This is a genomic window from Gluconacetobacter liquefaciens (assembly GCF_003350405.1).
Lineage (GTDB): Bacteria > Pseudomonadota > Alphaproteobacteria > Acetobacterales > Acetobacteraceae > Gluconacetobacter > Gluconacetobacter liquefaciens.
On sequence record NZ_QQAW01000012.1, the window covers coordinates 13,178 to 25,745 of the forward strand.

Below are 12,568 nucleotides of genomic sequence, written 5' to 3' on the forward strand. Positions count from 1 at the left end.
AACGGGGCATCCGATGAGTGATCAAGTCTCCGATTTCGATTTCGACCTGCCCCACACGCTGGTCGCCGAGCATCCGGCGCGCCCGCGCGATGCCGCACGTCTGCTGGACGTCATGCCGACCGGCCCGTTCCACGACCGGGTGGTGCGCGACCTGCCGTCGCTGCTGCGGCCGGGCGACCTGCTGGTGGCCAACGACACGGCCGTCATCCCTGCCCAACTCGACGCCCGACGCGGCGAGGCGAAAATCGGCATCACGCTGGACCGTATCCTGCCCGACGGCACATGGCATGCGCTGGCCCGCAACGCCCGCCGCCTGCGCGCCGGCGACGTGCTGACGTTTCCCGGCACGTCCAACACGGCAGCCATCGTGTCGCGTGACGACGAAGGCGGGGTGATCCTGCGCTTCGATACCGAGGGGGCGGCGTTCGATGCCTTTCTTCAAAAGGCAGGCGTACTCGCACTCCCCCCCTACATCGACCGCCCCCAGGGACCCACCGAACAGGACCGGCAGGACTACGCCACCATCTTCGCCGCCCATCGCGGCGCCGTAGCCGCACCCACCGCGGGCCTCCATTTCACCCCCCAGCTTCTGGCGGCGCTGGACGCGGCGGGGGTGGAGCGCTGCACGCTGACCCTGCATGTCGGGGCAGGCACCTTCCTACCGGTGCGCGGCGACAGCATCGCCGGCCACCGCATGCATGCCGAACGCGGCGTGATCACCGAGGAGACGGCCGAGCGGCTCAACCGCACCCGCCGCGCGGGCGGCCGGATCGTGGCGGTCGGCACCACGTCGCTGCGCCTGCTGGAAAGCGCCGCCGACCCCGACGGCACGATCAGGCCTTTCGACGGCGACACCGCGATCTTCATCCGTCCCGGCTACCGTTTCCGGGCGGTGGACCTGCTGATGACCAATTTCCACCTGCCGCGCTCGACCCTGTTCATGCTGGTCTGCGCCTTTGCCGGATATGACAGGATGCGCGACGCTTATGCCCATGCCATCGGCACGGGGTACCGCTTCTACTCCTATGGCGACGCGTGCCTGCTGCATCGCGCGCCGACACCGGGAGAAACAGGAGCATGAGCACGTCATTCCGCTGGGTCGAGCAGGCCCGTTCCGGCCGCGCGCGGGCAGGGCACCTGCACACCGCCCATGGCGTGGTGCCGACCCCAACCTTCATGCCCGTGGGCACCGTCGGCACCGTCAAGGCGATGACGATGGATGCGGTGCGCTCGACCGGCGCCGGCATCGTGCTGGGCAATACCTATCACCTGATGCTGCGGCCGGGGGCGGAACGGGTGCGCGCCCTGGGGGGGCTGCATCGCTTCATGGACTGGCCTGGGCCGATCCTGACCGATTCCGGCGGCTTCCAGGTCATGTCGCTGGGCCCGCTGCGCAAGCTGGACCAGGACGGGGTAACGTTCAGTTCGCACATTGATGGTTCCAAGCACCGGCTGACGCCGGAACGTTCGACCGACATCCAGCACGCGCTGGATGCCACCATCACCATGTGTTTCGACGAATGCCCGGCCCTGCCGGCCGCGCCCGAGGTGATCGCGCAGTCCATGCGGATGTCGATGCGCTGGGCCGCGCGCTGCCGCGAAGCCTTCGTGCAGCGTCCCGGCTACGCCCAGTACGGCATCATCCAGGGAGGCACCGAGGCCGAATTGCGGGCTGAGAGCGTTCGCGCCCTGACCGGCATCGGCTTCGAAGGTTACGCCATCGGCGGCCTGGCGGTGGGCGAAGGGCAGGAACTGATGTTCTCGACCCTGGACGCCACCACGCCGCTGATCCCGTGGGACAGCCCGCGCTACCTGATGGGCGTGGGCACGCCTGACGACCTGCTGGGCAGCGTCGAGCGCGGCGTGGACATGTTCGACTGCGTCATGCCAACCCGCGCGGGGCGTACGGCGCGGGCCTATACCGAGCGCGGCACGCTGAACCTGCGCAACGCGCGGCATGCGGTGGATTCGCGTCCGATTTCGCCGCATTGCGACTGCCTGGCCTGCACGTGCCATAGCCGTGCCTATCTGCATCATCTGTTCCGCACGAACGAGATCCTGGGCCCGATGCTGCTAACCTGGCATAATCTTGCCTATTATCAGCGCCTTATGCGCGGCATCCGGGCAGCGATCGTCGAGGGCACGCTCGAGGCGCACGCGGCATGGCTGCGCGCGCAATGGGCGATGGAGGATTGGTCCCCGGACGAGATGCCACCCCCCGATATTCCGCCGGTTCCGTGATGGAAAACGGTCCGCCGCCCGGCCGGGCCGTCGCGCTGCGCGATGCCATTCGCGACAAGGCGCTGGCGCTGGGCTTTGACGCGGTGGGCTTCTGCGCGGCTGCGCTGGGGGACGATGCCCGGCGGCATCTGGCCGATTTTCTGGCGGCCGGCCATCATGGCGCGATGGGCTGGCTGGCCGACCGGGTGGAGCAGCGCGGCGATCCGCGTGCCCTGTGGCCCGAGGCCAGGAGCGTGATCGCGCTGGGCTTGTCCTACGCCCCTGCGGGTGACGCGCTGGCAACGACACGTCTGGCGGACCGGGGGAATATCTCGGTCTATGCCCGCCATCGCGATTATCACGATGTGGTCAAGGGCATGCTCAAGCATCTGGCCCAGTTCGTGGTGGCCCAGGGGGCGCGCGCGGGCGTCACGCCCGAGGTCAAGGTCTTCGTCGATACGGCGCCGGTGATGGAAAAACCCCTGGCCGAGCAGGCGGGGCTCGGCTGGCAGGGCAAGCATACCAATCTGGTCTCGCGCCGACATGGAAGCTGGCTGTTCCTCGGTGAAATCTACACCAGCCTGGAACTGCCGGCGTCCGACGAATCCGGCGGGCGGTGCGGGTCGTGCCATCGCTGCCTGGATGCCTGCCCGACCGATGCCTTTCCCGCGCCGTACCAGTTGGATGCGCGACGCTGCATTTCCTATCTGACGATCGAGAGCTCTGGACCGATCCCGGAGCCATTCCGTGCGGCAATGGGCAATCGGATCTATGGCTGCGACGATTGTCTGGCCGTCTGTCCGTGGAATCGGTTTGCCACGGAGTCGCGTCATATGAAGTTGCGCGCACGCGAGGATCTGACGATGCCACGCTTGGCAGACCTGGCGCGGCTGGACGACGCGGGATTCCGCGCCCTGTTCTCGGGCTCTCCCGTCAAGCGGATCGGCCGTGACCGGTTCGTGCGCAATGTGCTGGTGGCCGTCGGCAATTCGGGGCAGGCGGCCCTGGTGCCGGTGGCGCAGGATTTGTGCGAGGATGCGAACGCGGTGGTGGCCGAGACCGCGCGTTGGGCGGTCGGGCGGTTGCCCCGATGAGCGGCGGTCTGGTCAAGCGCAGTCTGATCCTGTCCGGCCATCGGACGAGCGTGGCGCTGGAACCCGAATTCTGGACAGCGTTGGAGGGCATGGCGCGCGCGCGCTCCATGGGTCTGCCTGCGCTGATTGCCGCGATCGATGCCGCACGCGACCCGGCGCGGCCACTGGCGTCCGCCCTGCGGGTCGCAGCGTTGCACGCCCAGCAGACACGCGCTGATTTGGGGGCGGAGCCGCCCGCGTGCTAGACCGGAATCGGTCCGGACATCTGGGCGGGAAAAATGGCGATCTGGGGTAAATTATTCGGTGGTGTGGCGGGGTTCGCGGTCGGCGGCCCCATGGGCGCCGTGGTGGGCGCGGCCCTTGGTCACGCGGCCGATAACGGGTCGATTCTGGAAACGCCCGTCGGCGGCTGGACCGACCGCTGGGCCCCCCGGGTGAATGCCGACCCGAATGGGGCGGCGACCTTCGTCGCGGCCAAGCTGGCCTCGGTAATGGGCAAGCGTGACCAGCTTTACGGGCTGGTGATGGTGGTGCTGTGCGCCAAGGTCGCCAAATGCGATGGGCCGGTGAACCGGGCCGAAATCGATGCCTTCAAGCGCCGGTTCCAGATTCCCGCCGAGAATGCGAGCGACGTGGGCCGCCTGTTCGATCAGGCGCGGCAGCGGGTCGACGATTTCGAAGCCTTCGCTACCGAACTGGGCCGCGCTTTCCACGACAAGCCTGAAATGCTGGAAGAGGCGCTGGCCGTTTTGTTCATCATCGCACGCGCCGATCTGGGCCATGACGAGACATTGCATCCGGCAGAAATCCGTTTCCTGCGGCGCGTGCATCAGGCCTTCGGCCTGAGCGCCGGCGCATGGGACCGGGCGGAGTCCGGCGGCGCGCGGCCCGATGTCAGCGAGGTCGACGCCTATGCGGAACTCGGCGTGGCACGCAATGCGACGGACAGCGAAGTGCGCGCGGCCTGGCGTGTCCTGGTGCGAGAACATCACCCCGACGCCATGACGGCCCGTGGTGCCGACGAGGCGGCGGTTGAAGCGGCAGCCGGGCGGATCGCCCGGATCAATGCCGCCTGGGACCGCATCAAGCGCGACAGGAAGCTTTGAGCTTCGTGCCGATAGCGATCCCGCTCGCTATTTTACCCGCCTGACGGTAGCCGCCACCGTATGGGCCAGGGCGCGATAGGCTTGGCCGGCGGGGCTGCTGGGCGTCGAGATCACGATGGGGGCACCGGCGTCCGCGCTAGCGCGGATATCGGCCAGCAGCGGGATTTCACCCAGGAAGGGCACGCCCAGCGCCTCGGCTTCGGCCCTGGCGCCCCCATGGCCGAACAGGTCGGTGCGGTGGCCGCAGTTCGGACAGCAGAAATAGGACATGTTCTCGACCATCCCCAGCACGGGGACATTCATCTTCTCGAACATCGCGATCCCGCGCCGCGCATCCAGAAGCGCGATGTCCTGCGGGGTGGAGACGATCACCGCGCCGGCCAGTGAGACCTTCTGGGCCAGGGTCAATTGGGCGTCGCCGGTGCCAGGGGGCATGTCCACCACCAGCACGTCCAGCGCGCCCCATTCTACGTCACCCAGAAGCTGACCCAGCGCACCCATCACCATCGGGCCACGCCAGATCATGGCCTGGCGTTCGTCCACCAGCAGGCCGATGGACATGGCGCGGATGCCCCACGCCTCCAGCGGCGCCATGCGACCGTCGCGGACCTGGGGCGGCTGGTGCAGGCCCATCATGCGTGGCAGGGAAGGGCCATGGATGTCGGCATCAAGCAGGCCTACGCGCAGCCCCTCCATCCCCAGCCCGACGGCCAGGTTCACGGCGGTCGTCGACTTGCCGACCCCGCCCTTGCCAGAGGCTACGGCGATCACGGTGCGCACGTCCGGCAGGATCGGCCCCTGCGCGGGCCGGCCGCCGGGGGTGCCGAGATTCAGCGGTCGATGGCCACCAGCCGGCGCCGGGGCGGGAGCGGCTGCCGGGCGATGGGCGGTCAGGATGATGCTGGCGGCGACCACGTCGGGCAGTGCCAGTAATGCCTGTTCGGCCGCCGGCAGCAAGGACTGGATGCGTCCGGCCGCCGCCCGGTCGGTGGCCAGGGCGACATGCAATGTGCCGTCGCGCAGCATCGTCGTGTCCAGGGCCGCATGGTCCAGGATCGTGGATCCGTCCGCGTCGCGGACCTGGCGCAGGATGTCGGCGATCCGCGCCGGCGTGGGTTCCGTCATGGTCTATCCTTCCGTGGCGGCCGCGCGGAGCGTGGTCGCGTCGTTGCCCGGACATAGGCGAAAACCGTCTGCGCGCAAATCGGAATGGTCGTGCCCGCGTCTTCGGGGCATATGTAAGAAATCGCAACGGGACTGGAGTGGCGGGCGGTTCCGCTCCATTTGTCGAAGATGCCGCATGTTCGCGGCGGGCAGGAGAACCGGCTGATATGACTGCATCTGCGCCTAGTCCGCAGGTCTCGTCCGGATCAGGACAAGGAGCGACGGTGCCGCCGAGGCCACCGGGCAGCCGACGTGATCACCGGATCGACGCGTTGCGCGGGGTCGCGCTGTTGATGATGTTCGTCGATCATATTCCGCAGAACGTGCTGAATCGTTTTACGTTGCGCAATGTCGGCTTTGCCGACGCCGCGGAGATCTTCGTGCTGCTGGCGGGCTATGCTTCCTGGTTGGCGTATGGCCGGAATTTCGAGCGTGTCGGGTTACGGGCCGGTGTGGGCCGGGTGTGGCGGCGCTGCTTGCGGTTGTACGTCTTTCAGGCCGTCATGGTGGTGGTGACCACGGCCACCATCCGATACTGGCGCGCATTCTGGCCGGTGCCGGTCGATTTCCTGGAGCCCGAACTGGCCCACGGGCTGAGTTCTTTCTGGCGGGTCCTGTTTCTCGATGCGCTGCCCAGCAATCTGAATATCCTGCCGCTTTATATGGTTCTGCTCGGGGTTTTCCCGCTGATCTATTTGATGATGCGGATCAGTCTGTGGCTGACGCTGGCGCTGAGTGCCAGTCTGTGGCTGCTCATTAACCTCGACCCCTCGATCAATTTTCCCAACTGGCTGGACCCGGATGGCTGGTATTTCGATCCGCTGGCCTGGCAGTTCCTGTTCACGCTGGGGGCCTGTGCTGCCGTGGTGGCCGGACGGCATGACGGCAGCCTGCCGCGCCGGGGCTGGCTGCGTTGGGTTTGTGGCCTCTATCTCGCGGTCTCCGCGCTCGAGGCCTTTCCCTGGCAGCAATGGGGTCTGCCCGATCTGCGGCCCTTCGCCATCACCGCGCCGGACAAGAGCGTACTTGCTCCGCTGCGGCTGCTGGATGTGCTGGCAATCTTCTATCTGGTTCAGTCCTCGCATGGCGTGCGTGGTGCTGCGGAGGGGCGCATTGGACGTGTGATGGCGCTCTTCGGGCGCCATTCGCTGGAAGTCTTCTCGGCCGGCACGGTGATCGACCTGTATGCGCGGCTGATCTTTACCTCCTTCGGTTCCGGCTGGATGTTGCAGATCGCGGTGAATGTGATTGGATTCACGATCCTGTGGGAACTCGCGACGGTTCTCGATCGGGCTCGTATCAGGCAGAAACAGCGTCAGGCGGCGCCTCCTGCGGCAGCGGAGGGGCGCGGCAACCCGGCTCCTGCGGGGAGCGTAATGGAAAGAGCCCGTTGATGAATGATGCGACCGAACGTCCGCCCTCTCCTATCCTGCCCCGTCTGACCGACCGGCTGAGGCGCGGCCGGCCGGTGCGTGTGACCTTATTCGGGTCCTCGACCACCGAGGGGATCGGTGCCAGCAGTCCGGAGCATGGATTTGCTGCCGTCTTCGAACGTACCCTGGCGCCCTTCGTGACCGGCGGGTTGGCGGTGATCAATCGTGGGATCGGCGGCAACGGTGCGCAGGAAATGCACGACCGCCTGCCCGGCGTGCTGGCCGACGACGCGGACCTCGTGATGTGGCAGACCGGCAGCAACGATGCCTGGCAGGGCGTGAAGCTGGAAACCTACGAGGATCTGACACGCCGGGATCTGCTGGCCACCCGCGCTACGGGGGCCGACCTGGCGCTGATCGACCCGCAATATTGCCGTATGCTCGAGGAATGCGCGGCCTTCCCGCCTTTTGTCCCGGCAGTGCATCGCATCGGCTCGGAACTGGGGATTCCGGTCTTCGGCCGCTATGCCCGCATGAAATCCTGGTGCGCCGAGCTGGGCATGGACCGCGACGAATTGTCACCCGACGGGCTGCATATGGGCGACCGGGGCTACCTGCTGCTGGGCGAGGCGGTCGCGCGCTGGCTGCTGGAACTGACGGGGGCTCCGGCGGGTGCATTTCTCCCCAACCGCTGATCGTCCCGCGCGGGGCGCGGGTCAGCCCTTCCGATTCGGCCGCGATCATGCTCTAGGATAGTCTGGTCACGACGACCTGACTGCTGGAAGCGCTTTACCCGATGTCTTTGCCTGTTCCGGTTTTCCCTCGCCCGTTCGCCGCCGTCGGGCTGGCGGTTTCCCTGTCCCTGATCGCGGCGGCCGCTGCCCGGGCCGAGCCTGCCATGGTGCCGCCCCCGCCGGCACCGCCGCAGGCCGACGCCGCGCCGTCGATCCGCCTGCCTGGGCCAGGCCGGGGGACCCCCGACAGCTTTGCCGATCTGGCGGCACGGTTGCTGCCGGCAGTGGTCAACGTCTCGACCACCGAGACGGTCAAGCCTGGGGATGATGATGGGGAGTCGGATGGTGACGGCGAGGATGCGCCGCAGATCCCGAATTTCCCCGAAGGGTCGCCCTTCGAGAAGTTTTTCCACGATTTCATGAGCCACCAGAACGGTCCGGAGGCTGCGCCGCGCAAGATGCAAGCCCTGGGGTCGGGTTTCATCATCGATGCGTCGGGTATCGTGGTCACCAACAATCATGTCATCCGCCACGCGGACCAGATCACGGTGACGCTTCAGGACAATACAGTTCTCAAGGCCAAGCTGCTTGGCCACGATGACAGGACCGATCTTGCGGTGCTGAAGGTGGAGACCCCCCATCCGCTACCTGCCGTGGTCTTCGGTGACAGCGACCATGCGCGGGTTGGGGACTGGGTTCTGGCGATTGGCAACCCGTTCGGTTTGTCCGGTACGGTGACGGCGGGCATCATCTCCTCGCGCGGTCGCAATATCGAGCAGGGGCCATACGACGATTTCATCCAGACCGATGCGCCGATCAACAAAGGGAATTCGGGTGGCCCGCTGTTTGACATGCAGGGGCAGGTGATCGGGATCAATACCGCAATCTATTCGCCGTCCGGCGGGTCGATCGGTATCGGGTTTTCGATCCCCTCGGCCGAGGCGCGGGGAATCATCGATCAGTTGCGCCGCACCGGCAAGGTCTCGCGCGGTTGGATCGGCGTGCGGATTCAGGACGTGACGCAGGACATCGCCGACGGGCTGGGGCTGAAGGCCGCTCATGGTGCGCTGATCGCCGGTGTCGAAGCCAAGGGACCGGCCGCCGCGGCGAAATTGCAGGTCGGTGATGTGATCCAGACCCTGAACGGCAAGGAGATCGACGGCCGCGCCCTGCCGCGCCTGATGGCCGACACGGCTCCCGGACAGGTGGTGAAGCTGGGGGTCTGGCGGCATGGCCAGGCGGTAGCGGCCTCGGTCACGGTCGGCGCGCTGCCCGAGGACCCGAAGGAGGCGCCGGCTCCCAAGCCCGATGCCAAGGTGCAGGGCAGCGTCCAGCTTCAGGGCCTGGGCCTGACCGTGGGGGCGATCGACGACGTGGCCCGGCAGAAATTCAACCTGGCCGAAGGGCAAAAGGGTGTGGTCGTGACCAGTGTGGCGCAGGATGGGGCCGCGGCGGATCGCGGCCTGCGGGCCGGCGACGTGATCACCCAGGTTCAGCAGGCCGAAGTCGCGACTCCTGCTGATCTACGGCGGTCGGTCGATGCGGCGCGAGCCAAGCATCGGCGGTCGATTTTGTTCCTGGTCCAGAATGCCGACGGTCTGCGCTGGGTGCCCCTGCCGTTGGCGGATGACGCGAAATAACGTTCGTAGCCAATCATGGACCGTGATGCTCTGAATGTAGCGGATGGCCCGGTCGTGCCGCCGTCCGCGCGTTGGGCGGCGATCCGCCGGGTGCTGGAACCCAGGGGCGCGGAAATCCGCCAGGCGGCACGCCTGCTGGTGTCGGTTCTGCTGTCGGACCTTCTGGCGCGTGTGGTGCATCTGCATGAACCGGTCTGGTCGGTGATTACCTCGGTCATCGTCACGCAAAGCCGGATTACCCAGACCCTGACCACCGGGCGGGACCAGATCGTGGGCACGCTGGTCGGGGCCGGGGCGGGGCTGCTGGCTATCCTGATGGTCCAGACGGGGATACTGCCGGACTGGGTTGCGTTCTGGCTGGCGCTGACGCCGCTGGCCCTGCTGGCGGCGGCGCGACCGAATCTGCGCTTTGCCGCAGTGACGCTGATGATCGTGCTGCTGTTTCCGATCAGCGGTGACCCGTTCCTGCGACCGCTGGACAGGATCGCCTCGATCCTGATCGGTGTCGTGACTTCGCTCGTGGTAACGATGTTCGTGCTGCACGATGCTGCGCGAGGAGACGTGTTGACTGCGTCCGGCCGGCTGATCGCCGATATCGCGGATCTGCTGGACCGCGCGCTGCGTGGCGAACTGGATCACGATACGATCGAGACGATCGACGAGGCATGCCGCACCCATTTGCAGGAAATCTACGGCGCGGTAGCCGAGACCAGGGTGGAGGGGTTGCGCATCCTGCGCCGCAAGGCCGATCCGTTGCTGGATGTTCTGCCTGGCCTTCTGCGGCGCCTGCGCGGCAGTGCGGTCTTCGCCGCGCGTGCGGCGACCGAGGCGGGGGAATTGCCGAGCGTGGATACTGCCCTGGATGCCGAACGGCGGGCGCTGGCGCGCGTGCTGTCGCAGCTTTCGCGCCGGTGCGCGCGTGCGGCGCGTGGCCGCCGACGGATATCGCGCGAGGACGCGGCAACCGTATTGGCAGTGCTGCACACGCCGGGTCCCTCCTGGAGCGCGCCCATGCAGTTTACCCTGGGGATGCTGCATGAAGATCTGGAACGTGCGGTGGAGGCGGTCTGGTCTGACGGCGCGGCGCATCCATATGCAGAGGCGAAAAAAGCGGAGGGTAGATCCCATGCTGAACCGGACGATCCTGAAAACTCTTCCGGCGGGTGTGTCCGCCCCTGGCTATGATCCGGCGACCATCCGGACCGGTATCGTGCATTTTGGGGTCGGCAATTTCTTTCGGGCCCATGAGGCTTTCTATGTCGATCGCTGCCTGGCGCTGGAGGGGCAGCAGGATTGGGGGATCGCCGGTGTCGGGCTGACGGCGGGGGCGCGGTCCGAACGCAAGGCCAGACAGTTCACGGAGCAGGATTGCCTTTACTCCCTGACCGAGGCCGCCCCGGACGGTGCGCGGGCAGTGCGGGTCATCGGTGCCTTGCATGCCTATCTGTTGGCACCGGCCGATCCGACAGCCGTGCTGGACCTGTTGGCTGATCCATCGGTGCGTATTGTTAGCATGACGATCACCGAAGGCGGCTACAACATCGATGAGACGACAGGGGCGTTTCGCCTGGATAGCGCTGCGGTGCGGGCTGATCTGGTCGCTGATGCCCTGCCGACGACCATTTTCGGCTTTGTTATCGAAGCCCTGGCTCGTCGTCGCGCCGCAGGGAGCGGACCGTTCACCGTGCTCTCCTGTGATAACCTGCGTCATAATGGCGATGTGGCGCGGACGGCATTCCTGGGTTTCGCCCAGGCGCGCGATCCGGATCTGGCGGCGTGGATCGAGGCCCATGTCACCTTCCCCAACGGCATGGTCGATCGCATCACGCCGTCGGTAGACGACGCGATTGCCCGCACGCTGAATGTCGCCAGCGGTCTGGACGATGCGCTGCCGCTGGTGGCCGAGGATTTCACCCAATGGGTGGTGGAAGACCGGTTCTGCGCCGGCCGTCCGGCGCTGGAGAAGGCGGGCGTCCAGTTCGTGGCCGACGTGACCGGCTATGAGCACGTAAAAGTACGGATGCTGAATGCATCGCATATTCTACTGGCCTTCCCTAGCATCTTGCTGGGTTATCGCCAGGTGGATGAAGCATTGCGCGACAGGGATCTGGCGCGGTTCGTCAACGCCTATCTGGAACTGGATGTGATTCCGCGTCTTGATGCGCCGGCTGGCCTGGACCCGCAGGATTACCGGCGCAGCATATTACGGCGTTTTTCCAATCCGGCGATGGCGGACCAGTTACTGCGGATCGGGGGGGATGGTTCGTCCAAGATTCAGGTTTTCTGGACCGAAACGGTGCGGCGCGTACTGTCCGATGGTGGCGATCTGCGGCGTATCGCCTTCGGCATTGCGGCTTATCTGGAAGCGTTGCGCGGTGTGGATGAAACGGGCGTGCAATATACGCCTGCAGAACCGACGCTGGATGCCGCGCAACTGGAACTGGCCGATGCCGAAGACCTGCGCGCGGCGCTGGCCCTGCCAGCCTTCGATGGTTGGCGCGAGGTGCGGAGCGTCGCCTTGACCGATGCCATCGTCACCGCCCGTGAGGCTATTCGCGAAATCGGCGTGCGGGCCGCGCTGGCGGAATGCGGTGGCTTGCCAGGCTGAGGGTGTCGCCTTGCTGGCGTGTTAGCCCGGTTGCATGGCACGGGTCATCAGCCGTGCTTTCGGGTCGTAGCTGGCTAGAATGGCGGTGGCTTTCGGCTCGTCGATCGGGGCGAAGCCAATACGCAGCCAGTAAGCTCCGGCACTGCCGGTTGCGATGAGTGCAATGCGCGACACGCCGGCGGATGCCGCGTGTTCGGCAAGAATAGCCAGCGCGGCGGCAGGGGCGCCCTGACCTCTGGCGTCAGGTAAAAGTGCGATATCGTGTAGATACCAGCAATCCGGTCGTCCTGGTAGCGCGCCCAGGGCGCAATCCAATGCCGGCGGAGCGGCGGCGCACCAGGGGTGGCTGATGACATAGCCTTCGAGCCCCGCGCCTCGGTCGAGGACCAGGCAGCCGAGGGGGCATAGGGCGAGCCGTTCGGCGAAGACTGATTCGCCTTCGGGATAGGCAGGATGCACGCGCGCCGCAATATCCAGCACGGCGGGCAGATCGGTCGGATGCATGGCGCGCCAGCTTGGCTGGCGGGAGCCTGGTATGGTGGTGGCAGTCGGCATGGGCGGCAAAAACGCTCTCGACAGGCGGGCGACAACTCCAGCATAGCATGCGGCGCGTGGGCGGACAGTGCTAG

The 12,568-nt window shown here is 66.6% G+C and carries 12 protein-coding genes; 10 read left to right on the forward strand and 2 right to left on the reverse strand.

Features of this window, described 5'->3' with window-relative positions; all coding sequences use genetic code 11:
• The first annotated feature begins 13 nt into the window (after window positions 1-13).
• The 5 genes from queA to C7453_RS16085 are packed head-to-tail and all read left to right on the forward strand — an operon-like array spanning window position 14 to window position 4,420.
• Window positions 14-1,081: a tRNA preQ1(34) S-adenosylmethionine ribosyltransferase-isomerase QueA gene (gene queA / locus C7453_RS16065; protein ID WP_114728822.1), complete on the forward strand. Its 1,068-nt coding sequence runs from the start codon at window positions 14-16 to the stop codon at window positions 1,079-1,081.
• The gene (tgt, locus tag C7453_RS16070) at window positions 1,078-2,241 is read left to right on the forward strand and encodes a tRNA guanosine(34) transglycosylase Tgt (RefSeq protein ID WP_114728824.1); all 1,164 of its coding nucleotides are present in this window, start codon (window positions 1,078-1,080) and stop codon (window positions 2,239-2,241) included. The genes queA and tgt overlap by 4 nt, the downstream gene beginning before the upstream one ends.
• Window positions 2,241-3,314, forward strand: coding sequence for a tRNA epoxyqueuosine(34) reductase QueG (gene queG / locus C7453_RS16075; RefSeq protein WP_114728979.1), 1,074 nt, complete (start codon window positions 2,241-2,243; stop codon window positions 3,312-3,314). The genes tgt and queG overlap by 1 nt, the downstream gene beginning before the upstream one ends.
• A complete protein-coding gene (locus C7453_RS16080; RefSeq protein WP_114728826.1) occupies window positions 3,311-3,559 on the forward strand; it encodes a ribbon-helix-helix domain-containing protein in 249 nt (82 codons plus the stop codon). Before queG ends, C7453_RS16080 begins: the two co-directional genes overlap by 4 nt.
• Before the next feature lie 33 nt (window positions 3,560-3,592).
• Window positions 3,593-4,420, forward strand: coding sequence for a TerB family tellurite resistance protein (locus C7453_RS16085; protein WP_114728828.1), 828 nt, complete (start codon window positions 3,593-3,595; stop codon window positions 4,418-4,420).
• 27 nt (window positions 4,421-4,447) lie between these two features.
• Here C7453_RS16085 and C7453_RS16090 read toward each other — a convergent pair whose 3' ends face one another.
• The gene (locus C7453_RS16090) at window positions 4,448-5,545 is read right to left on the reverse strand and encodes an Mrp/NBP35 family ATP-binding protein (protein WP_114728830.1); all 1,098 of its coding nucleotides are present in this window, start codon (window positions 5,543-5,545) and stop codon (window positions 4,448-4,450) included.
• Between the two features lie 206 nt (window positions 5,546-5,751).
• Here C7453_RS16090 and C7453_RS16095 point away from each other — a divergent pair, with 206 nt between their 5' ends.
• From C7453_RS16095 to C7453_RS16115, 5 genes are all read left to right on the forward strand, one after another.
• Window positions 5,752-6,978, forward strand: a complete 1,227-nt coding sequence (locus C7453_RS16095) for an OpgC family protein (protein ID WP_114728832.1) — start codon at window positions 5,752-5,754, stop codon at window positions 6,976-6,978.
• The gene (locus C7453_RS16100) at window positions 6,978-7,652 is read left to right on the forward strand and encodes an SGNH/GDSL hydrolase family protein (protein ID WP_114728834.1); all 675 of its coding nucleotides are present in this window, start codon (window positions 6,978-6,980) and stop codon (window positions 7,650-7,652) included. Before C7453_RS16095 ends, C7453_RS16100 begins: the two co-directional genes overlap by 1 nt.
• A gap of 101 nt (window positions 7,653-7,753) precedes the next feature.
• On the forward strand, window positions 7,754-9,331 hold the full coding sequence (locus C7453_RS16105; RefSeq protein WP_114728836.1) for a DegQ family serine endoprotease: 1,578 nt from the start codon (window positions 7,754-7,756) through the stop codon (window positions 9,329-9,331).
• A gap of 15 nt (window positions 9,332-9,346) precedes the next feature.
• Window positions 9,347-10,516 carry an FUSC family protein gene (locus C7453_RS16110; protein ID WP_114728838.1) on the forward strand — a complete coding sequence of 390 codons (1,170 nt, stop codon included), beginning with the start codon at window positions 9,347-9,349 and terminating at the stop codon, window positions 10,514-10,516.
• Complete coding sequence (locus C7453_RS16115) at window positions 10,458-11,939, forward strand: mannitol dehydrogenase family protein (RefSeq protein ID WP_114728840.1); 1,482 nt, start codon at window positions 10,458-10,460, stop codon at window positions 11,937-11,939. The genes C7453_RS16110 and C7453_RS16115 overlap by 59 nt, the downstream gene beginning before the upstream one ends.
• A gap of 21 nt (window positions 11,940-11,960) precedes the next feature.
• Here C7453_RS16115 and C7453_RS16120 read toward each other — a convergent pair whose 3' ends face one another.
• Entirely contained in the window at window positions 11,961-12,494 is a 534-nt protein-coding gene (locus tag C7453_RS16120; RefSeq protein ID WP_114728842.1) for a GNAT family N-acetyltransferase, read from the reverse strand.
• Window positions 12,495-12,568: the final 74 nt, after the last annotated feature.

Excerpts from the sequence above, each read along its gene's own strand:
- queA (WP_114728822.1), top strand. The coding sequence starts at position 14 with ATGAGTGATCAAGTCTCCGATTTCGATTTCGACCTGCCCCACACGCTG.
- tgt (WP_114728824.1), top strand. The coding sequence starts at position 1,078 with ATGAGCACGTCATTCCGCTGGGTCGAGCAGGCCCGTTCCGGCCGCGCG.
- queG (WP_114728979.1), top strand. The coding sequence starts at position 2,241 with ATGGAAAACGGTCCGCCGCCCGGCCGGGCCGTCGCGCTGCGCGATGCC.
- C7453_RS16080 (WP_114728826.1), top strand. The coding sequence starts at position 3,311 with ATGAGCGGCGGTCTGGTCAAGCGCAGTCTGATCCTGTCCGGCCATCGG.
- C7453_RS16085 (WP_114728828.1), top strand. The coding sequence starts at position 3,593 with ATGGCGATCTGGGGTAAATTATTCGGTGGTGTGGCGGGGTTCGCGGTC.
- C7453_RS16090 (WP_114728830.1), bottom strand. The coding sequence starts at position 5,545 with ATGACGGAACCCACGCCGGCGCGGATCGCCGACATCCTGCGCCAGGTC.
- C7453_RS16095 (WP_114728832.1), top strand. The coding sequence starts at position 5,752 with ATGACTGCATCTGCGCCTAGTCCGCAGGTCTCGTCCGGATCAGGACAA.
- C7453_RS16100 (WP_114728834.1), top strand. The coding sequence starts at position 6,978 with ATGAATGATGCGACCGAACGTCCGCCCTCTCCTATCCTGCCCCGTCTG.
- C7453_RS16105 (WP_114728836.1), top strand. The coding sequence starts at position 7,754 with ATGTCTTTGCCTGTTCCGGTTTTCCCTCGCCCGTTCGCCGCCGTCGGG.
- C7453_RS16110 (WP_114728838.1), top strand. The coding sequence starts at position 9,347 with ATGGACCGTGATGCTCTGAATGTAGCGGATGGCCCGGTCGTGCCGCCG.
- C7453_RS16115 (WP_114728840.1), top strand. The coding sequence starts at position 10,458 with ATGCTGAACCGGACGATCCTGAAAACTCTTCCGGCGGGTGTGTCCGCC.
- C7453_RS16120 (WP_114728842.1), bottom strand. The coding sequence starts at position 12,494 with ATGCCGACTGCCACCACCATACCAGGCTCCCGCCAGCCAAGCTGGCGC.